Source organism: Streptosporangium sp. NPDC000396 (genome assembly GCF_042898655.1).
Lineage (GTDB): Bacteria > Actinomycetota > Actinomycetes > Streptosporangiales > Streptosporangiaceae > Streptosporangium.
This window is the reverse complement of sequence record NZ_JBIAZA010000006.1, coordinates 172,281-191,186: the sequence shown is the minus strand read 5'-3', so window position 1 is coordinate 191,186 and position 18,906 is coordinate 172,281. Positions and strand designations below refer to the sequence as shown.

The following is an 18,906-nucleotide window of genomic DNA, read 5'->3' as shown; positions in this document are numbered from 1 at the left end:
TGGCGGGGTGATCGCATGAGTGAGCAGAACCGGAGTGGCGGCATCCGGCTGACCGCCCGGGGCGCGGTGGCGTTCGTGCTGGCGTGCACGTTGGCGGGCAGCGTCTTACAGGCGTTTCTCGGGCTGTCGGCGCTCATCGGTCTGGCCTTCGTGGCGGGCTGTGTGGTCGCGGTGTCGCTGCTGAACCGGCGGGACCTGCTTTCCCTGGTGGTGTCCCCACCGTTGATCTTCTTCGCGGCCACGCTGGTCATCGAGGCGGTCCGGTCCTTGACCACGCCCTCGCCCATCCAGTCTCTCGGCCTGGGCATGTTCACGGCGCTGTCCGCCGGCGCGCCCTGGCTGTTCGGCGGCTCGCTCCTGGTTCTGATCATCGCCTGGCGCCGCGGGCTCGCCCGGTGCGTCCGGGAGCTGCGTGAGGAACTGCGAGCGGCCGGCCCCGACGTCCCCCGCTCGAAGGGCGGGGTGAGTTTCGTTCCCGAGCCCGAGGGTTACTTCGAGCCCAAGGTGTACGGCACGCCGCGCGAAGGCAAGTAGGGCGCGACAGCACCGCGAAGACGCCCCCGGCGCGAAGGCGGGCGGGGCGCCCGGCCGCCGTACGGCCGCGTCGCGGTGCGACCGTACGGCGTGGGAAGGCCCAGGAATCGGATCAGAGCAAGACCTGGGCCGGCGCGGGGTCTGGATCAACCCGGGGACGGAACCGGCCCAGGGAGTGGAACCGGCGCGCGGGGCGGGACCGGCGCGGGGTCCGGGTCAGACGGTGACGCGCAGATCCTTGCGGAGCTCGTGCGGGAGCGCGAAGCGCACGCTCTCCTCGATGGACTCGACCTCTTCGACGTCGTTGAAGCCGTGCCCGGCGAGACGGTCCAGAACTCCGGCGACGAGCTCGTCGGGGACCGAGGCGCCACTGGTCACGCCGACCGTGGTGACGCCGCCGAGCCACTCGTCCTTGATGAAGGAGGCGTCGTCGACCAGGTAGGCGGCGTCGGCCCCGTGATCGAGGGCGACCTCGACCAGTCGCTTGGAGTTGGAGGAGTTCTCCGAGCCGACGACGATGACCAGCTGGGCCTGGGCGGCGATCTCCTTCACCGCGACCTGGCGGTTCTGGGTGGCGTAGCAGATGTCGTCGCTCGGCGGGTCGATCAGGTTGGGGAAGCGCTCCTTGAGCCGTGAGACCGTCTCGACCGTCTCGTCCACCGACAGCGTGGTCTGCGACAGCCACACCAGCCGGGTAGGGTCCTTCACCTGGACGGTGCCGACCGAGTCGAGGCCGTCGACGAGCTGGATGTGGTCGGGCGCCTCACCAGCGGTGCCCTCGACCTCCTCGTGGCCCTCGTGGCCGATGAGCAGGATGTCGTAGTCCTGGGAGGCGAAACGCTTGGCCTCGTTGTGCACCTTGGTCACCAGCGGGCAGGTGGCGTCGATCGTCTTCAGGTGGCGCTGGGCGGCCTGCCGGTGGACCTCAGGGGAGACTCCGTGGGCGGAGAAGACCACGATGGCGCCTTCGGGCACCTCCTCGGTCTCCTCGACGAAAACCGCTCCACGCTCTTCCAGCGTCTTGACGACGTGGGTGTTGTGGACAATCTGCTTGCGGACGAAGATCGGCGCGCCGTACTGCTCAAGGGCCTTCTCCACCGCTTGGACCGCACGGTCGACCCCCGCGCAGTAACCACGGGGCTTCGCCACAAGTACGCGTCGGGTCGCGGGGGTCTCAGAAGTCATGTTCTTATGCTACGTGGAGCGCCTGCCCCACCTGTCCAGTAGGGCCTATGACCTCATACGGCACAGTCCTGCCAGACTATGTGTCCAGTGCAAACCTCCCAGGGAGACGACATGTCAGTCCCCGACATCTTCCGCAATGTCACCAAAAACGTCCGCGAAGCGCTTTCCGGGCGCGAGGAGTTCAAAGAGAAGGCCAAGGATCTGCCGCTCTTCGTGTTCCAGTCCGCGTTGAGCGGGGTGGGCCAGGCCCTGCTGCTCGGCGACCGCGTCAAGAACAGGATCAAGCGCCTCGCCGGCCAGGACGAGGACCTCGACGAGCCTCGTCAGGAAGCCGCCGACCAGCTGGACGACGTCGAAGCCGACGAGGAGAAGCCGGTCCGCCGGAAGCCGGTCATCTTCGCCCCCCGCCCGGAGAGCACCTCCCCCAAGGACGGCGACGCCGGAGTCAACGGCGTCAAGGCCCGCCCCGAGCCCGTGATCTTCTCCCCGGCCAAGCCCAAGGCGACCGAGCCCAAGGCGACCGAGGCTGAGAAGGCCGAGCCCAAGGCGACCGAGCCCGAAAAGGCCGAAGCCACCACTCCCGAGACCAAGCCCGCCGAAGTCGAGGCGACCGAGACCGCCGCCCCCGCGGCCGAGACCGCCGAAGCCGAGAAGGCCGAAGCTGAGAAGGTCCAGCCCGAGAAGGCCCAGCCCGAGAAAGCCGAGGCTGAGCAGGCCGAAGCCGCCGTCTCCGAGACCGAGACCATCGAGGTTCCGGCGACCAGGACCGCCACCCCCGAGACCGAGGAGGCCGCGCCCGAGGCCGCCGCTCCCGCGGCCGTGAAGGTCGAGGTCGCGAAGGTCGAGATCGCCACCCCCGAGACGGCTGACACCACGGTGGCCGAGGTCACGGAGACCAAGGTCGCGGAGCCCGCAGTGGCGACGCCCGCCACCGACGCGATCACCGTGCCCGCCGAACCGATGCCCGGCTACGCCCAGCTGACGATCGCGTCCCTGCGCGCCCGCATGCGCGGCAAGACGGCCGAGCAGATCCGGGAACTCCTCACCTACGAGCGGGCCACCACGGCTCGCGCGGAGGTCGTGCGGATGTACGAGAACCGGCTGGCCAAGCTGGAAGCCGCCGAATAACGGCGGCCGGCGCGTAGGCTCCCGACCATGAGCTCGAAGACCACACCGGAGCAGCCCCTCCCGGTTCGCACCGTGCTGCAGATGGTCGGCGGTTGGATCGGCAAGCTCGGCACCGTCTGGGTGGAGGGACAGATCACCGAGCTGACCGCCCGCGGCGGCACGGTGTTCCTGACCCTGCGCGACCCGGTGGCGAACATGTCCGCCCGGGTCACCTGCCCGCGTGGCGTCTACGAGGCGACCGTCCCCCGGCCGGTGGACGGTGCCCGGGTCGTCATGAATCTGAAGCCGGACTTCTGGGTCAACAAGGGGTCCTTCGCGTTCACCGCGCTGGAGATGCGCCCGGTCGGCGTCGGCGAGTTGCTGGCCCGGCTTGAGCGGCTGCGCCAGGTGCTCGCCTCCGAGGGGCTTTTCGGAGTCGACCGCAAGCGGCGGCTGCCGTTCCTGCCGGGCACGATCGGGCTGATCTGCGGCCGTGACTCGGCCGCCGAGCGCGACGTGCTGGAAAACTCGCGGCGCCGCTGGCCCGCGGTGCGGTTCAAGGTCGAGCCCGTGGCCGTGCAGGGGCCGTACGCGGTCACCGAGGTCACCGAGGCGCTGCGCAAGTTCGACGCGGACGGCGAGATCGACGTCATCGTGATCGCGCGGGGCGGTGGGTCGATGGAGGACCTGCTGCCCTTCTCCGACGAGTCGCTGATCCGGGCGGTGGCCGCGTGCCGGACGCCGGTGGTCAGCGCGATCGGCCACGAGCAGGACAACCCGCTGCTCGACCTGGTCGCCGACCTGCGGGCGTCCACACCCACGGACGCGGCCAAAAAGGTCGTGCCGGACGTCGGCGAGCAGCTCACGCTCATCCGCCAGCTTCGCGACCGGGGCCGGCGAGTGGCCGGCGGCTGGCTGGACCGCGAGACGGCCTGGCTGGCGGCGGTCCGCTCCCGCCCCTCGCTGGCCGACCCGGTCCGCGAGATCGAGCGCAGAGCCGAGCAGGCCGAGCAGCTCAGGGATCGGGTGAGGCGCTCCCTCACCGGTTCCCTGGACCGCGCCCAGGACTCCCTGGAACACCTGCGAGCGCGCCTGGTCGCCCTGTCCCCCGCCGCCACCCTGGAACGCGGCTACGCGATCGTGCAGCGTCCCCCGGGCGACGTCGTACGGCTCGCGCGCGACGTCGCCCCGGGCGACGAGCTGATGGTCCGGTTCTCCGACGACCGGGTGGCGGTGGTGGCGGTCAAGAAGGATCCCGCCACGTGAGCGAGGGGTAGCCGTCCTCGACGAAGCCGAACTCCCGGTAGAGCGGCTCTCCGTCCGAGGTGGCGTGCAGGTCCACCCTGCGGACCTCGCGCTCCCGGTACCACTCCATGAGCGCGACCATGATGGCCCGGCTGTGCCCGCGGCGCCGGTGGCCGGGGTCGGTCGTCATGCCCTGAATGTAGCCGTATCGGCCGTCGGGAAGGCCGGGGCCGGGCAGACGCTCGAAGATGAGACCGACCCCGCAGGCGGCCAGCCCGCCCTCGGGCGCGTCCACCACACGGACGGCCATGTCGTCGCTGCCCAGGCGCTCCCTGAGGTCGTCGGCGTAGGCCTCCTGCCATTGGGCGTCGACCGGGTAGGTGCCGTCCTGAGCCATGCGATCGGCCAGGATCTCCCGCAGGCGGATCAGCTCGGGGATGTCCGCGCAAGTCGCGTCACGAACAGTCATTCATGCAGTCTTCCAGGTCGCAGGCATGAGGCGGCTGCCGGGGAGCGGCGGCGGAGCGTCTCGCGGATCGTGAGACGAAAGATCCGCGGGCACGACCTAAGGTGGGTACGTGGCCGATGAGAAGACACCGTCAGATGAGAAGACGCCGTCCTACGAGCAGGCGCGTGAGGAGCTGACCGAGGTGGTCCGCCGTCTCGAAGCGGGCGGGCTCACGCTGGAGCAGTCGATCGAGCTGTGGGAGCGCGGCGAGAAGCTGGCGGCGTTGTGTGAGGAGTGGCTTCAGGGCGCCAGGGTGAAGCTCGCCGCCGCCATGGCGCAGCGCAAGCAACCCGATCTCACTCCGGGGGCGCCCTTCTGAAGGCCGGGGCCGGAGATCGTCTCCGAGGCCGGGACGGGTGATCGTCTCTGAAAACTTCCGAAGGCCGGGGCGGGAGATCGTCTCTGGGGCGCCGGAGCGCAAGATCTTCCCTGAAAGCCGGAGTGGGAAATCATCCCCCGAGAAGCGGGGCGGTCGCCGGACGGCGCTACGGTGTGGCCTTCGCCTGCTGCTTGAGGGATCCGGCCAGGGCGGACAGCTCATCCCACTGGGCGGTGCCGGTGACGACGACGGTGGCCTCGGGCAGAAGCCGGATGAGAGATCGCTGGTTCTTGTCCTCGCGGAAGCGCTGCTCCCAGGTCACGCCGTTGATCTGGACGCTGCCGGTGACCTCGCTGGTGTTGGCCATCCGGTTGGCGAACTCGGCCGGGGGCTTCTCGTCGCTCTGGGCGAGCATGGCGTGGGAGCGCGTCGCGCCGGGGCGCCCGGCGGTGGCGAAGCCGAGCTTCCAGGTCGTCACGCCCTTCTCCGTGGTCGCCCGCGAACTGGTCGGAATCCAGCCGGCGGGCGCCGGTTCGGGCGTCCACACCTGGTAGGGCGCGGTGCGGCGCAGGTTGGCCACGTCGATCGAGTAGTCGACCTTGGGGATGCGCTCGGTCCTGCTCTGGGGTGTGACCAGTAGGAAGAGGCCGACGGCGGCGAGGCAGACCAGCATCGCGAACGCGTAGCCGTAGAAACCCTGAGTGAACTTTCGCACGACTATCGAGACTAGTCGTTCAACGGGGTGGCCCGGCCTCAGGGGCGGCCGATCCGCCCGATGATGGACAGCACGCCGTCGGCGAGATCCCGGGAGGCCTCCTCGTCCTCCGACAGGGCGACCTCGGAGACGGCCGCGGCGAGCGCGCCGGTCAGGACCACGACCAGGGGGCCCTCGTCTCCCCCGAACAGCGCGGCGTTGCGCTTGGTCCACTGGCGCAGCCGGTCGCGCATGATGACCTCGAACCCGGGCGGCCCGTCGCCGCGCAGGAACAGCGCGGAGATCTCGCGCTCGGCCAGACAGCCCTCCAGGTAGGCGCGGGCGCCGGCGATGAACAGCCGCATCGGATCGGTCTCGCCTCCGGCGCGGGCCTCCTGGACGGCCTGCTTGGTTCGCTGGGCCTGCCGGGCCTGGAACTCCTCGAAGAGGGTCAGATAGAGATCGGCCTTGCCGGAGAAGTGGTGGTAGAGGCTGCCGACGCTCGCTCCCGCCCGGGAGACGACGTCGGTGACCCCTGCATCCGCGAAACCGCTCGTGACGAAGACCTCCCTGGCCGCCGCGAGGAGTGCGACCCGTGTGGCGGCACCCCGCTCGGAGGTCCGTGCACTCGCGCCTGTCACTAGCCGTTCCGTGTCGCTGCTCATGGTGGGCAGATTATCCTCCTCAACCCGGTGAGAGGGGGCCAACTACGATCGTTGCAGTAATCCATGAGAGGGGCTTTCACCATGTCCGATGAGACGTCCGTCCCCGCCGCGCTCGCCACGGGTGAACACGCACCCGATCGCAACCTCGCGCTCGAACTGGTCCGGGTCACCGAGGCGGCCGCGATGGCCGCGGCCCGCTGGGTCGGCCGCGGCGACAAGAACGGCGCCGACGGCGCCGCCGTGAACGCGATGCGCCAGCTGATCAACACCGTGTCGATGAACGGCGTGGTGGTGATCGGCGAGGGCGAGAAGGACAACGCGCCGATGCTCTACAACGGCGAGCAGGTCGGCGACGGCAGCGGCGCCGAGTGCGACGTCGCGGTGGACCCGATCGACGGCACCCGGCTCACCGCGCTCGGCATGCCCAACGGGATCTCGGTCATCGCGGTCAGCGAGCGTGGCTCGATGTACGACCCGTCAGCTGTCTTCTACATGGACAAGCTGGTCACCGGTCCCGAGGCCGCCGCGTCGGTGGACATCAACGCGCCGGTGGCCCACAACATCGCCGTGGTGGCGCGCGCCAAGGGGTGCCAGCCGTCGGACGTGACCGTGGTCATCCTCGACCGGCCGCGCCACGAGAAGATCATCAGGGAGGTCCGCGAGGCCGGCGCGCGGATGAAGCTCATCACCGACGGCGACGTGGCCGGAGCGATCACAGCTGCTCGCGCGGACACCGGTGTGGACCTGATGCTCGGCATCGGCGGCACTCCCGAGGGCATCATCGCGGCCTGCGCGCTCAAGTGCCTGGGCGGAGTCATCCAGGGCAAGCTGTGGCCGCGGGACGACGCCGAGCGCCGCCGGGCGCTGGACGCGGGTCACGACCTGGACGCCACGCTGACCACCGACGACCTGGTCCGCTCCGACGACGTGTTCTTCGCGGCCAGCGGGATCACCGACGGGGAGCTCATGCAGGGGGTCCGCTACCGCGGTGGCCGCGCCATCACCAACTCTCTGGTCATGCGGGGCCGTTCCGGCACGATCCGCAAGATCGAGAGCGAGCACCAGCTCTGGAAGCTGCGCGCCTACAGCGCGATCAACTTCGACAGCGCGAGCTGATCCCTCCGTCGTTCCCGGTTCCGCCGGTCAGCGGCGGAACCAGGGGCGGCGCGGGCGTTTGGGCGACTTGGCGACGATGCTGCCCAGGGTGACGAGCCCGGCGATCTCGATGACCGGGCCGTCCGGCGAGGGCGGGACCTGGTTCTTCTTGCCGCCCATGACCGTGGAGGCGGGCATCTCGATCCGGACGCCCTCCGGGACGATCAGTGTGAGGGTCGCGGCCATCACGGTGACCTGGAGGGTCACACGGCTGGACTGGAGAAGCGCCTCGCACAGGTCGAGTGTGACGTTGGCGCAGATCGCGGTGACGGAGTAGCGGGTGGGCACCACCCAGCGGCCCGAGCGTTCCGCGGAACCGAAGAACGCCGCCACCGGCTGGACGTCGGTCCGCAGCGGCTGGGCCTCGGCCGGGAGCAGGTCGGCGGTGAGGGCGGTGAGCTCGCCCAGCGTGCGGGCCCGGTAGAGCGCTCCGAGTCGCTGCTCGTGCTCGTCGTGGTCCAGCCGCCCGTCGGCGAGCGCGTCGTTCAGCACGGCGGCCACCCGTTCCCGGTCGGAGTCTCCCGCCCGAAGATCTCCGGGGCGCGGCTCGTGCCCGTGGTTGCGCATGATCGGAAACTGGAAACCATCCACCCTTCGACGATATTCGCCGGACCCCGCGGAGCGGCGAGATCGGCGGGTGGCTTCGCCGTACCCGGAAATCTTCGCCTCCCGGACGCCTGCCACAGCGATCGAACGCCTGCCGCGGCGATCCGACGCCTGCCACAGCGATCGGACGCCTTTCACGGTGACCGTCTGCCTGCCACAGCGATCGGACGCCTTTCACGGTGACCGTCTGCCTGCCACAGCGATCGGACGCCTTTCACGGTGACCGTCTGCCTTTCACGGTGATCGGCCATTGACCGCCGGAGAAGACACCCCTAACCTGACGGGAACTTGAACCCCCCTCATGTTCCACGGAGGTCGTGGTGCCGACCCCACGCGACAAGCAGGCACGGGTGGCGACCTGGGCCTCGTTCTTCGTCCAGGGCATCTGCTTCGCCACGCTGCTCACCCATGTGACCGACCTGCAGCACAGATTCAAGCTGAGCGACGGCGACCTCATGCTCGTCCTGCTGCTCGTGCCGGTGATCGCCGGTGTCGGGAGCGGCATCGCCGGGGTCCTGGCCGGCAAGTACGGCAGCGGCCCGGTCCTGCGGATCTCCCAGGTGGGCGTCTGCGTCATCGTGGCCCTTTCCGGATGGAACGACCAGCTCATCGGGCTCTACCTGCTCAGCGCCGTCTTCGGCCTGTTCGTCGGGGCCGTGGACGCGGCCATGAACATGCAGGCGGTCGCGGTCGAGCGCCGCTACGGCATAAGCGTGCTGACCGGTTTCCACGCCGTCTGGAGCGTCGGCTCGATGCTGGGCGCCGGGTTCAACTCCGCCTTCAGCGAGCTCGGGACGAGCCTGGGCTGGTCGTTCTCCATCCCGGTCGCGATCGGCGCCGCGATCTCGATCATCATGCTTCCCCGGCTCTACGACCGGGACGAGGAGCGGGCGACGGCGCATGCCGTACAGACGGCGGCCAGGGTTCCATGGCGGCCGATCATCCCGCTCTGCCTGGCGATGGCCTTCCTCTACGTCGGCGACGCGGCGGTCTCCAACTACAGCACCGTCTACATGGAGAAGGCGCTGTCGGCGAGCGGCTGGCTGGTGCCCTTCGCCTACTTCGTCTACCAGGCGGCCATGCTCCTCGCGCGGGTTCCGGGCGACCTCGCCGTGCGCAGGTACGGCCCGGCACCGGTCGTCCGGGCGGGCGCGGTGATCGCGGCCGTGGGCATGCTCGGCGTCGTCGCCGTCCCCAGCGTCCTCGTGGCCGTCCTGTCGTTCGGCCTGGTCGGCATCGGCCTGTCGGTGATCGCGCCGCAGTCGTTCTCGGCGGCGGGCCGTCTCGGCGCCGGGGCCGAGACGGCGATCGCGCGGGTCAACATGTTCAACTACGTCGGCTTCCTCGTCGGCGCCGCCGTGGTCGGCACCATCAACGACACCGTGGGGGTGCGGGAGGCGTTCGTGCCCGCGGTGGCCCTGGTGGCCGTGATCGTGCTGCTGGCCAGGGGCTTCCAGCCGGAGACGAAGGAGCTCGCGGCTCAGAGATAGGGCCGCTGGGCCCGCTTGGCCCGCTCGTAGTCCAGCCGGGCCCGCCGCGCCTCCGGCAGCTCCGACACCTCCGCCACCGGGACGTCCCACCAGGCCGTGGTGTCCGGGCCGGGACCGGGAACGGTCTCGACGTAGACGACGGTGGTGTGCGCGGACTCGCGGGCCTTGGTCAGGGCCACCCGCAGGGACTCGGGGCCGTCCGCGCGCAGGACCTCGGCCCCGAGACTGGCCGCGTTGGCCGCCAGGTCCACCGGGAGGAACGCGCCGTCCAGTTCGCCCGTGGCGCCGCGCATCCGGTAGGCCGTGCCCAGGCGCCGGGCCCCGACCGACTCCGACAGGTTGCCGATGGAGGCGAAGCCCTTGTTGTCGACCAGGACCACGACGAGCTTGACGCCCTCCTGCACGGCGGTGGCGAGCTCCTGGGCCATCATCAGGTAGGACCCGTCGCCGACCAGCACGAACACCTCGCGTTCCGGCGCGGCCAGCTTCACCCCGAGTCCTCCGGCGATCTCGTAGCCCATGCAGGAGTAGCCGTACTCCACGTGGTAGGCCCCGGGGTCGGCGGCACGCCACAGCTTGTGCAGGTCACCGGGCATCGACCCGGCCGCGTTGACCACCACGTCCGTCGGCCGGGCCACCTCGTTGAGGACGCCGAGCATGACCGGCTGGGTCAGCGTGTCTCCCGTGGTGACCAGGGACACCCGCTCCTGCCAGTCGCGGGTCAGCTCCGCGGCCCTGGCGGTCCAGCCGGGATCGGCGGTCCAGTCGCCGGGGTCCAGAGCCCGCAGCGCCTCGCGGGCGTCGGCGACGAGCATCTCACCCGCGTGCTTGGCGGCGTCGAAGGCGGCCACGTTCACGTTCAGGAACGCGGCCCGGCCGAACAGGGTCCGGGAGGCTGTGGTGAAGTCGCTGTAGCGGGTGCCGACGCCGATGACCAGGTCCGCGTCGCGCGCCAGGGCGTTGGCCGCGGCGGTGCCCGTGTGCCCGATCGCGCCGACCGCGCGGGGATGGTCGTACGGCACGGCTCCCTTGCCGGCCTGGGTCTCCGCCACCGGGACGCCGTGCCGGGCGGCGAAGGCGGCCAGCGGCTCCGACGCCCCGCTGTAGATCACCCCGCCCCCGGCCACGATCAACGGCCGCCGCGATCCCCGCAGCAGGTCCAGCGCCCGTGCCAGCGCGGCCGGTTCGGGCACCGGGCGGGCAACATGCCACACCCGGCGGGCGAACAGCTCCTCGGGCCAGTCGTAGGCCTCCGCCTGCACGTCCTGGGGCAGCGCGAGGGTGACCGCGCCGGTCTCGGCCGGATCGGTCAGCACCCGCATGGCGGCCAGCAGCGCCGAGGGGAGCTGCTCGGGCCGGTTGATCCGGTCGAAGAACCGGGAGACCGGCCGCAGGGTGTCGTTGACGCTCACGTCGTAGGAACGAGGGTCCTCCAGCTCCTGGAGCACCGGGTTGGCGACGCGGGTGGCGAAGACGTCGCCGGGGAGCAGCAGCACCGGGATCCGGTTGATCGTGGCCAGCGCCGCGCCGGTGACCAGGTTGGTGGCGCCCGGACCGACGGAGGTGGTGCAGGCGAAGGTGGACAGGCGCTCTCGCGTCCGCGCGTAGCCGACCGCGGTGTGGACCATGGCCTGCTCGTTGCGGGCCAGATAGTACGGCAGGACGCCCGCGGTCCCGGCTCCCTGCTCGGCCAGCGCCTGACCGATCCCCGCCACATTGCCGTGGCCGAAGATGCCGAAGCACCCCGCCACCAGCCGCTGTTCGACACCGTCGCGCTCGGACCACTGGTTCCCGAGGAACCGCACGAGCGCCTGTGCCACCGTGAGTCTCATCCCAACGCCTTCGTCATGGGAACCCTGGGGTCGATCGCCTGCTCGGCCCAGGTGGAGCGGATCCACGCGTGCCGGGGGTCGTCGCAGAAGGCCATGGACCGCTTCGGGGCGGGTCCGGCCAGCACGTTCAGGTAGTAGAGGTCGTAGCCGGGGGCGGCCATCGACGGGCCGTGATAGCCATGGGGGACGAGCACCACGTCTCCGCACGACACCTCGGTGAGCACGTCGTGGGTGCCGTAGACCCGCTGGTAACCGGGACCGCCCTCGAAGTAGTAGATCTCCTCCAGCACGGCCTCGTGCTCGGACGCCGAGTCGTGCTTGTGCGGCGGGTAGGACGACCAGTTGCCCCCCGGGGTCAGCACCTCGACCGCGACGAGCTTGTCGCAGTCGAAGGCGTCGGGCGCGCAGAAGTTGTTGACCTGGCGGCTGGCCTGGCCTGCGCCGCGCACCTCGACGGGGACCTCGCGCGCCGCGCCGTACCGGACGGGGAAGCTCCTGCTCGCACGGGCCGCGGGAAACGCGAAGCGGCCCTGACCGGTGATCCGGACGGTCGCGCCGACGGGCAGGTAGGCGAAGTCGCTGACCGCGTGGAAGACCGAGGTCCGGCCCTCCAGCGAGAGCCGTACGCCGTCGCACTCGACCGCGCACGAGCCCGACAGCGGCAGGACCAGCATCTCCTCGTCACCGGTGGTGAAGTCGACGCTCTCACCGGACAGGTGGAGCAGGCGGAGCCCGGTGTAGGTCCACCCGGCCGACTCAGGAGTGATCAACAGCGCCCACGGCGTCAGTGCCGTGCTACCGGCCGGGATGAAGGTCATGGCTTCTCCTCGGCTCGCGGCTCGTCGAGACATGACGTTTCAGCAGTGTGCTTGCCCGATCGTTCGTTCATGCCACCTCCAGCATCGCCGCGGCGGTGTCCACGGCCGCGGCCACGTCGTCATCGGAGGGGTACAGCAACGCGCGGCCCACCACAAGCCCCCGGACGCCGGGGAGCCTGAGCGCGTCGCGCCAGGCGGCGTAGGCCTGCTCGGCGGCGATCCCGGGATCGCCGCCGAGGAGCAGGGTCGGCAGCGTGGTGGCGGACATCACCCGTTCCATGTCCTCGACCACCGGGATCTTCAGCCAGGTGTGCGCGGAGGTCGCGCCCAGACCCTGGCCGATGTGCATCGACCGTATGACGCCCTCGGCGGACAGGTCGTGGGCGATCACGCCGTCCACCCTCCGCGACCAGAACGGCTCGACCATCGCGACCAGGCCGTGCGAGGCCAGGTCGGTGATCGCCCGGCTGCAGGACTCCAGCGTGTCGGCGGTGGCCGGCTCGTCCAGGCCGATCCGGCAGAGCATCTTGCCGCCGTCCAGGCCCATCCGGACGATCGAGGCGGTGTCGTAGGCGGTGAAGCGGTCGTCGAACTCGAACACCGTGCCCTGCACACCGCCGCGGTTCATCGACCCGATGACGAGCTTCCCCTCCAGCGCGCCGAGCAGCAGCAGGTCCTCGACGATGTCAGGGGTGGCCAGCAGTCCGTCCACGCCGGGCCTGGACAGCGCCACGCACAGCCGTTCCAGCAGGCCGACGCGGCTGCCCATGGCGAAGGGCCGGTTCCCCGCGCCGAGGGAGCCGCGGGCGGGATGGTCGGCCGCGATGATGAGGAGCCGGTCGCGTTCCTCCAGCAGGTTCCTGCGCCGGCGGGCCACCGCCGCCTCGGCGATCCGCCAGGGGGAACGCGCACGGGTGTCGAGCAGGTTCCGGTAGTCCTCCTCGCTCAGGCCTCCGGCTGCGCTCATCGCTCGCCCCCTTTCGTACGGCCCGGCGCTTCCGCGCCGAGCATGTCCCGCACCTCGTCGGCCGTGGGCATCGCGGGCGCGCAGGCCAGCCGCCCCGCGACGATCGCCCCGGCCGCGTTGGCGAACCTCAGCGTGTCTTCCAGCGACCAGCCTTCGAGCAGCCCGTGGCAGAGCGCCCCGCCGAAGGCGTCTCCCGCGCCGAGCCCGTTGACCACCTCGACCGGCACCGGCGGCACCTCCACGGTCTCCTCGGAGGTCATGCCGAGCACCCCGTCGCCGCCCTGCTTCACGATCGCCAGCTCCACGCCCGCGTCCAGCAGGGCCCTGGCCGCCTGGTGCGGCTTGCGGGTGCCGGTGGCGACCTCGACCTCGTCGATGTTGCCGACCGCCACCGTGACCTGGCCGAGCGCCGCACGCACCTGGTCGTGTGCCTCCGCGAGGCCCGGCCAGAACATCGGGCGGTAGTCGAGGTCCAGCACCGTGTACGGCATGCGCCCCCGGGCCCGCCAGGCCGCGAAGTGCGCGGCCCTGGACGGCTCCTGGGACAGCCCGGTGACGGTCGCCCAGAACAGCCGGGTCCCGGCGATGGCCTCAAGGTCCAGCTCGTCCGGGGAGATCTCCAGGTCGGGAGCCTTGGGATGGCGGTAGAAGAAGATCGGGAAGTCGTCCGGCGGCCGGATCTCGCAGAACGTCACGGGGGTGGGCAGATCAGGCACCGCGGCGACGTAGCGGTCGTCGACCCCGTATTCGCCGAGCGCGTCATGGATGAACAGCCCGAACGGATCCGCCCCGGTCCTGGTGATCACCGCGCTGGAGCGGCCCAGGCGGGCCGCCGCCACGGCCACGTTGGTCGGGCTGCCGCCCAGGTATTTGCCGAAGGTCTCCACCTCCCGCAGGGACACCCCCACCTGGAGCGGGTAGACGTCCACCCCGACCCGGCCCATGGTCAGAACATCGATCATGAACGTCCCTCGATTCGCGGCTCGGCGGTGCCCGATCGGGCATCGCCGTGCCCTCCGTCCGGCCCGGCCGTCTCGACCGGTTCGGCCGCGAGCCCTCTCAGATATGCCAGGCTCGCGCGGACGTCCTCCTTGGGGTCGGCGTCCCCGGAGTCGAGGACGACGTCCTGCTCCATGACGTACCAGCCCGAGTATCCGGCGGCCGTCAGACCGGCGACGATGCCCGGGACGTCCACGTCACCCTGGCCGAGCGGGCGGTAGACGCCCGCCTTCACCGCCTCGGTGTAAGTCAGCTCCCCCGCCCTGACCCGCCCGGCGAGCACGGCGTCCACGTCTTTGAGGTGGACATGTGCGATCCGCCCGGCGGCGCGGGTGACCAGTTCGCCGGGGTCGGTGCCGCCGATGAGCAGGTGACCGGTGTCCAGGCAGAGGGGAACCGCGCTGCCGTCGAGCACCCGGTCCACCTCCTCCGCGTTCTCCACCATGGTCCCGACGTGCGGGTGGAGGGTGACCGTGCGGCCGAACTCCCCGGCGTTCTCCAGGATCCGCCCCAGGTTGGCCAGCAGGGTGTGCCAGCCGCCCGCGTCCAGGACCGGTTTGGCGTCGTAGCCGTCGGCGCCGGTGGACGCGGCCAGCACGACCACCTCCACGTCACCCTCCATGAAGGCCCGCATGGCGTCGCGGACCTCGGGGAGCGGGTCGTACCGGGGGTCGTGCAGGACCACGGGGAGGAACCCGCCGACCGCGCGCAGGCCGTACTCGGAAAGCAGGGAGCGGCGCCGCGGCGGCGAGGACGGCAGGAACCCCTCGGGGCCCAGCTCGGTGGCCGTCAGGCCCAGCTCCCGCATCTCGGCGAGCACCCGGGAGCGGTCCAGCTGGTGACCCCAGCCGGGGACCTCGCAGACACCCCAGGAGATGGGGGCACCGGCCGTCTTCATCGCGACTCCTTGGACGTGGCGGCCTCGGGCTTCAGCCGTGGGAGGGAAGTCACCGGACCACCTCCGACACGCGGACCGGACGCCCCTCGCGCCGGGAAAGCTCGGCGGCCTCGGCGAGATAGAGCGCGGCCAAGGCGTCCTCGACGGTGCAGGGGCTGTCGATCTCGCCGCGCGCGGCGCCGAGGAACGCGCCGAGCTCGGCGACGTACGCGGCCTCGAACCTGGTGACGAAGTCCGGCCACGGCTCGCCCGTGGGCTGCAGCCCCTCGGCGCTGGTCAGCGGCGTGCGAGGGTCGAGGCCGACCGCCTGGGTCCGCAGGGTGCCGGCCAGCTCCATCCGCACGTCGTATCCGGCGCCGTTGTAGCGCGAGCCCTGGAGCGTGACCAGCGTGCCGTCGTCCAGGGTGAGCAGCGCGGCGCTGTTGTCGACGTCTCCGGCCTCGGCGAAGAAGGCCTCGCCCCGGTTCGAACCGGTCGCGTAGACGGTGTCCGCCTCGCGGCCGGTGACCCAGCGCAGGATGTCGAAGTCGTGGATGTGGCAGTCGCGGTAGATGCCGCCGGACATCGGGATGTAGCCGGGCGCGGGCGGCCGGGGGTCGGCTGTGATCATGTGCACCCGGTGCAGCGTGCCGAGTTCGCCGTTGCGCAGGGCGTTTCTCGCGTGGATGTAACCGGCGTCGAAACGGCGCTGGAAGCCGATGTGCACGACCGTCCCGCTCTGCTTGGCCGCCTTGAGCACCCTGACCGTGTCCTCCACGCTCGGCGCGGCCGGTTTCTCGCAGAACACCGGCACCCCCTGGGCGCAGGCGCGCATCAGCAGATCGGCATGGGTGGCGGTGGGGGTGGCGATGACCACGGCGTCGACGTCGAAGGCGTCTCCGACCGTGGCGCCGAGCCTGGCGGCCACCTCGGCCGCCCGCGCGCCGTCCGCGTCGGTCACGACCAACTCGTCGACCCATGGATGCCCGGCCAGGGTCGCGGCGTGGAAGGCCCCGATCCTGCCGAGCCCCAGCAGACCAACACGCATGATGCCTCCGAGGGGAAAGCAGCTGACCGTCAGTTCTAAGCCAGTTCTAAGCGAAGGTGCCGGAAGCCGTCAAGGATTTGTAAGGACATTCGGACGATCTATCATTTGCGAGGAGGCGAGGTGACCTGGCCCTTCGCACGGGCGGCCCCGCGGCCGGCGCGGAGGCGACTCCGGGTCAGCGTGGAAGACGGTTCGCGAAAGCGCGGACGGCATCGTCGGCGCGGTGGACGGGAAGCCGGGCGAAGCCCATGACCAGGGCGGGCGGACCCGGAGAGTTCCGCATCGGGCCCACCGGCTCCGCGGCGAGGCCGCAGGCCTGGGCCGTCTCGGCGGCCGACAGCTCGTCCCAGCCGCCGGGCAGCTCGGCGAACAGGTGCAGCCCGGCGGAGACGCCGTGCACCGTGATCTCGGGCAGGTGTTCGGCCAGCGCCCGCACGAAGGCGTCACGCCGGGCGCGGTAATCCCTGCGCATCTTCCTCAGGTGCCGGTCGTAACCGCCGCTCCTGATGAGGTCCGCCAGCGCGTACTGCTCCAGGACGGGTGAGCCCAGGTCCAGCTCGCCGCGGGCCCGCCGTACCGACTCGGCGATCTCGGGCGGGGCCACCACCCAGCCCAGCCGGAGCCCCGGGGCCAGGGACTTGCTCACGCTCCCCACCAGGATCGCCCGGCCGGGGACGAGCCCCTGCAGGCAGCCCACCGGGTCACGGTCGAAGCGGAACTCCGCGTCGTAGTCATCCTCAATGATCATCGCGCCGGTGTCGGCGGCCCACTCGATCAGCCTGCCCCGGCGGCAGGGGGAGAGCACCACTCCGGTGGGGTACTGGTGAGCGGGCGTGAGCAACACCGCCCGCGCCCCGGTCGCGGCCAGGGCCCCGACGTCGATGCCCTCCCCGTCCACCGGGACCGTCACCAGGTCGGCCCCCGCCGCGTGGAGCAGGGGAAGCTGGCGCATGCTGACCGGATCTTCGACCGCCAGGCGGATCCGGCCCGGCGGCGGTGCGGGATGCGCGATCCGGTCGACGAACCAGTTCAGGTCGTGGCTGGCCCGGCCTACGGGGAGCTGCCCGGCGAGCGCCTGGACCGTGAGGCTCACCCCCTGGGCCACTCCGCCCACGATCACCAGGTTGTCCGGGGTGACGTCCGCCGCGCGGACCCTGCCCAGATAGGCGGCCAGTTCCACGCGCAGTTCCGGGATGCCGCCGGGGTCGCCGTAGTCCAGCGCGTCGGCGGGCAGGGTGGCGAGCGCCCGCCTGATCGAGGCGAGCCACCGCTCCCGGGGGAAGGCTCCCAGGTCGGGAGAGGTGGAACGGCGCCCGTAGTACGGCTCGCAGGCCGGCACCAGGGGGTCGCGGGAGGAGTCCGCCGGAGGCCGGCCCGCCGCCGGGGCCACGGTGGTGCCCGCGCCGACCCGCGAGATCAGGAACCCCTCCGCGGCGAGCTGCTCGTAGGCCTCCACGACCACCCCGCGCGACAGTCCCAGGTCCCTGGCCAGCTCCCGGCTGGCGGGCAGCCGCTCTCCCGCCGGGAGCCTGCCCTGCCGTACGGCCTCGCGCAGCTCACGAGCGAGCTGGCCGGCGAGCCCCCCTGCCGCCCGGTCGATGATCACATGCAGGTCGGCCAATTGGTCCTCTGTATCGCCGTTTCATTGGACCCCTCAAGGGAACCATTGACTTCCTAGCATTCCCGACATGAACGCAGATGTCACCACCACCGCCCTCCGCCCGGAGGCTCGCCACCTGGCTCAGGCGGCGGGAGCGATGTTCCTGGTGGGCACCCTGGCGGGGGTCTCGGGCACGATCCAGGACTATCCGGTCTACGGCGGCCAGGCCCTCCGCTACCTGCTCGCCGCCGTCGCCCTGCTGGCCGCCGCCCGATTCTCGGGCCTGCGGTTCGTACGGCTGACGCCCCGTGAGACCGGGCTGCTGGCCGCGCTGTCGCTGTTCGGCCTGGTGATCTTCAATGTCTGCGTGATCGAGGCCACCCGGCGCGGCGGCCCCGCCCTGGTCGGCACCGTGCTCGGCACCGTTCCCCTGGCTCTGGCCCTGCTCGGCGGCCGTCCGTCGCCGCGCGTCGTCGGGGGCTCGGCGGTCGTGGTGGCCGGGGCGACGCTGGCGACCGGGCTGGGCAGCGGCGACCTGCCGGGGCTGCTGTGGTCGCTGGGCGCGCTGTTCTGCGAGGTCTGCTTCTCGCTGCTGGCCATTCCGCTGCTGCCCAAGCTGGGGGCCGTCCGCGTCTCGGCCTACTCGGCCGCGCTGGCGGTACCGCTGCTGGTGGTCATCGGCCTGCTCGTGGACGGCACCGCCATGTTCCGCGCGCCGACCCTTCCCGAGGCCCTGGGCCTCGGCTACCAGTCGGTGATCGTGACCACCGTGGCGTTCTTCCTCTGGTACGACGCGCTGCCCCGGATCGGCGCCGGAACCGCGGGGCTGTTCGCCGGGCTGATCCCGGTCGGCGCCATCGTCACCGGCGCGGCTCTCGGCCTGGGCACGCCCTCCGCGCCCGACCTGGCCGGAGCCGCCCTGGTGGTCGCCGGGATCCTCATCGGCCTCAGCGCGGTTGGTTCGTCTTCGGCTGCGGCAACTCCTCCCGCTGCTGGGAAACGCTCTCCTGCGACGGTTCCAGCCGCTGCTGGGGCAGGTTCACCTCCCGCTCAGGCCAGCTCACCGGCCACTGAGGGGTCTGCCCGCCGGTCTCCCTGATGTTCCTGAGCGTGATTGTGATCAGCGAGACAACGAGACCGACCACCACGGCAACCGCGATGATCGCGATCATAACGATGTTTCCGGTAGTGATGATGTTTCCGGTAGTCATGACTTCCTCCGGCATCCCCCGGGCACGGCCCGGTCCCTCCTCTAGC

Annotated in this window: 19 protein-coding genes; 7 read left to right on the top strand and 12 right to left on the bottom strand. The window is 71.1% G+C overall.

Annotated elements, in window-relative coordinates; genetic code table 11:
* Positions 1–15 precede the first annotated feature (15 nt).
* Positions 16–534, top strand: a complete 519-nt coding sequence (locus ACFY2X_RS12035) for a DUF6542 domain-containing protein (protein WP_389936321.1) — start codon at positions 16–18, stop codon at positions 532–534.
* A gap of 216 nt (positions 535–750) precedes the next feature.
* Here ACFY2X_RS12035 and ACFY2X_RS12030 read toward each other — a convergent pair whose 3' ends face one another.
* Positions 751–1,719 carry a 4-hydroxy-3-methylbut-2-enyl diphosphate reductase gene (locus ACFY2X_RS12030; RefSeq protein ID WP_389936318.1) on the bottom strand — a complete coding sequence of 323 codons (969 nt, stop codon included), beginning with the start codon at positions 1,717–1,719 and terminating at the stop codon, positions 751–753.
* 111 nt (positions 1,720–1,830) lie between these two features.
* Here ACFY2X_RS12030 and ACFY2X_RS12025 point away from each other — a divergent pair, with 111 nt between their 5' ends.
* Both ACFY2X_RS12025 and xseA read left to right on the top strand, forming a co-directional pair.
* Positions 1,831–2,847, top strand: coding sequence for a hypothetical protein (locus ACFY2X_RS12025; protein ID WP_389936315.1), 1,017 nt, complete (start codon positions 1,831–1,833; stop codon positions 2,845–2,847).
* Positions 2,848–2,874: 27 nt separating this feature from the next.
* Positions 2,875–4,092 (top strand): exodeoxyribonuclease VII large subunit, encoded by a 1,218-nt coding sequence (gene xseA, locus ACFY2X_RS12020; RefSeq protein ID WP_389936312.1) that lies wholly within the window; start codon positions 2,875–2,877, stop codon positions 4,090–4,092.
* Here the strand turns inward: xseA and ACFY2X_RS12015 are convergent.
* Complete coding sequence (locus tag ACFY2X_RS12015; RefSeq protein ID WP_389936310.1) at positions 4,070–4,540, bottom strand: GNAT family N-acetyltransferase; 471 nt, start codon at positions 4,538–4,540, stop codon at positions 4,070–4,072. The two genes, xseA and ACFY2X_RS12015, sit on opposite strands and share 23 nt — an antisense overlap.
* Positions 4,541–4,649: 109 nt before the next feature.
* Here ACFY2X_RS12015 and ACFY2X_RS12010 point away from each other — a divergent pair, with 109 nt between their 5' ends.
* Positions 4,650–4,898, top strand: a complete 249-nt coding sequence (locus tag ACFY2X_RS12010) for an exodeoxyribonuclease VII small subunit (protein WP_389936307.1) — start codon at positions 4,650–4,652, stop codon at positions 4,896–4,898.
* Between the two features lie 166 nt (positions 4,899–5,064).
* Here ACFY2X_RS12010 and ACFY2X_RS12005 read toward each other — a convergent pair whose 3' ends face one another.
* Both ACFY2X_RS12005 and ACFY2X_RS12000 read right to left on the bottom strand, forming a co-directional pair.
* Entirely contained in the window at positions 5,065–5,613 is a 549-nt protein-coding gene (locus ACFY2X_RS12005) for a DUF4245 domain-containing protein (RefSeq protein WP_389936304.1), read from the bottom strand.
* Positions 5,614–5,651: 38 nt separating this feature from the next.
* Entirely contained in the window at positions 5,652–6,257 is a 606-nt protein-coding gene (locus ACFY2X_RS12000) for a TetR/AcrR family transcriptional regulator (RefSeq protein ID WP_389936301.1), read from the bottom strand.
* Positions 6,258–6,338: 81 nt separating this feature from the next.
* Between ACFY2X_RS12000 and glpX the strand changes: the two genes are divergently transcribed.
* A complete protein-coding gene (gene glpX / locus ACFY2X_RS11995; protein ID WP_389936298.1) occupies positions 6,339–7,373 on the top strand; it encodes a class II fructose-bisphosphatase in 1,035 nt (344 codons plus the stop codon).
* 27 nt (positions 7,374–7,400) lie between these two features.
* Here glpX and ACFY2X_RS11990 read toward each other — a convergent pair whose 3' ends face one another.
* Positions 7,401–8,003, bottom strand: coding sequence for a DUF1707 domain-containing protein (locus ACFY2X_RS11990; protein ID WP_389936295.1), 603 nt, complete (start codon positions 8,001–8,003; stop codon positions 7,401–7,403).
* A gap of 335 nt (positions 8,004–8,338) precedes the next feature.
* Here ACFY2X_RS11990 and ACFY2X_RS11985 point away from each other — a divergent pair, with 335 nt between their 5' ends.
* Entirely contained in the window at positions 8,339–9,508 is a 1,170-nt protein-coding gene (locus ACFY2X_RS11985) for an MFS transporter (protein ID WP_389936292.1), read from the top strand.
* On the opposite strand, the gene iolD is transcribed toward ACFY2X_RS11985, so the two are convergent.
* From iolD to ACFY2X_RS11950, 7 genes are all read right to left on the bottom strand, one after another.
* Positions 9,499–11,340 carry a 3D-(3,5/4)-trihydroxycyclohexane-1,2-dione acylhydrolase (decyclizing) gene (gene iolD, locus ACFY2X_RS11980; protein ID WP_389936289.1) on the bottom strand — a complete coding sequence of 614 codons (1,842 nt, stop codon included), beginning with the start codon at positions 11,338–11,340 and terminating at the stop codon, positions 9,499–9,501. The genes ACFY2X_RS11985 and iolD overlap by 10 nt on opposite strands.
* The gene (gene iolB / locus ACFY2X_RS11975; RefSeq protein ID WP_389936286.1) at positions 11,337–12,158 is read right to left on the bottom strand and encodes a 5-deoxy-glucuronate isomerase; all 822 of its coding nucleotides are present in this window, start codon (positions 12,156–12,158) and stop codon (positions 11,337–11,339) included. Before iolB ends, iolD begins: the two co-directional genes overlap by 4 nt.
* A 67-nt stretch (positions 12,159–12,225) precedes the next feature.
* Positions 12,226–13,107, bottom strand: coding sequence for a class I fructose-bisphosphate aldolase (locus ACFY2X_RS11970; protein WP_389936833.1), 882 nt, complete (start codon positions 13,105–13,107; stop codon positions 12,226–12,228).
* A gap of 14 nt (positions 13,108–13,121) precedes the next feature.
* Positions 13,122–14,087, bottom strand: coding sequence for a 5-dehydro-2-deoxygluconokinase (gene iolC, locus ACFY2X_RS11965; RefSeq protein WP_389936283.1), 966 nt, complete (start codon positions 14,085–14,087; stop codon positions 13,122–13,124).
* On the bottom strand, positions 14,084–15,022 hold the full coding sequence (locus ACFY2X_RS11960) for a TIM barrel protein (protein ID WP_389936280.1): 939 nt from the start codon (positions 15,020–15,022) through the stop codon (positions 14,084–14,086). The genes iolC and ACFY2X_RS11960 overlap by 4 nt, the downstream gene beginning before the upstream one ends.
* A gap of 49 nt (positions 15,023–15,071) precedes the next feature.
* Positions 15,072–16,049 carry a Gfo/Idh/MocA family oxidoreductase gene (locus ACFY2X_RS11955; protein WP_389936277.1) on the bottom strand — a complete coding sequence of 326 codons (978 nt, stop codon included), beginning with the start codon at positions 16,047–16,049 and terminating at the stop codon, positions 15,072–15,074.
* 175 nt (positions 16,050–16,224) lie between these two features.
* A complete protein-coding gene (locus tag ACFY2X_RS11950; RefSeq protein ID WP_389936274.1) occupies positions 16,225–17,670 on the bottom strand; it encodes a PLP-dependent aminotransferase family protein in 1,446 nt (481 codons plus the stop codon).
* Positions 17,671–17,737: 67 nt separating this feature from the next.
* Here ACFY2X_RS11950 and ACFY2X_RS11945 point away from each other — a divergent pair, with 67 nt between their 5' ends.
* Positions 17,738–18,748 (top strand): DMT family transporter, encoded by a 1,011-nt coding sequence (locus ACFY2X_RS11945; RefSeq protein ID WP_389936271.1) that lies wholly within the window; start codon positions 17,738–17,740, stop codon positions 18,746–18,748.
* Positions 18,749–18,906 lie beyond the last annotated feature (158 nt).

Coding starts and splice junctions, on each gene's coding strand:
- ACFY2X_RS12035 (WP_389936321.1), top strand. CDS start 16: ATGAGTGAGCAGAACCGGAGTGGCGGCATCCGGCTGACCGCCCGGGGC.
- ACFY2X_RS11955 (WP_389936277.1), bottom strand. CDS start 16,049: ATGCGTGTTGGTCTGCTGGGGCTCGGCAGGATCGGGGCCTTCCACGCC.
- iolB (WP_389936286.1), bottom strand. CDS start 12,158: ATGACCTTCATCCCGGCCGGTAGCACGGCACTGACGCCGTGGGCGCTG.
- ACFY2X_RS12015 (WP_389936310.1), bottom strand. CDS start 4,540: ATGACTGTTCGTGACGCGACTTGCGCGGACATCCCCGAGCTGATCCGC.
- iolD (WP_389936289.1), bottom strand. CDS start 11,340: ATGAGACTCACGGTGGCACAGGCGCTCGTGCGGTTCCTCGGGAACCAG.
- ACFY2X_RS12000 (WP_389936301.1), bottom strand. CDS start 6,257: ATGAGCAGCGACACGGAACGGCTAGTGACAGGCGCGAGTGCACGGACC.
- ACFY2X_RS11960 (WP_389936280.1), bottom strand. CDS start 15,022: ATGAAGACGGCCGGTGCCCCCATCTCCTGGGGTGTCTGCGAGGTCCCC.
- ACFY2X_RS11945 (WP_389936271.1), top strand. CDS start 17,738: ATGAACGCAGATGTCACCACCACCGCCCTCCGCCCGGAGGCTCGCCAC.
- ACFY2X_RS12025 (WP_389936315.1), top strand. CDS start 1,831: ATGTCAGTCCCCGACATCTTCCGCAATGTCACCAAAAACGTCCGCGAA.
- ACFY2X_RS12030 (WP_389936318.1), bottom strand. CDS start 1,719: ATGACTTCTGAGACCCCCGCGACCCGACGCGTACTTGTGGCGAAGCCC.
- xseA (WP_389936312.1), top strand. CDS start 2,875: ATGAGCTCGAAGACCACACCGGAGCAGCCCCTCCCGGTTCGCACCGTG.
- glpX (WP_389936298.1), top strand. CDS start 6,339: ATGTCCGATGAGACGTCCGTCCCCGCCGCGCTCGCCACGGGTGAACAC.
- iolC (WP_389936283.1), bottom strand. CDS start 14,087: ATGATCGATGTTCTGACCATGGGCCGGGTCGGGGTGGACGTCTACCCG.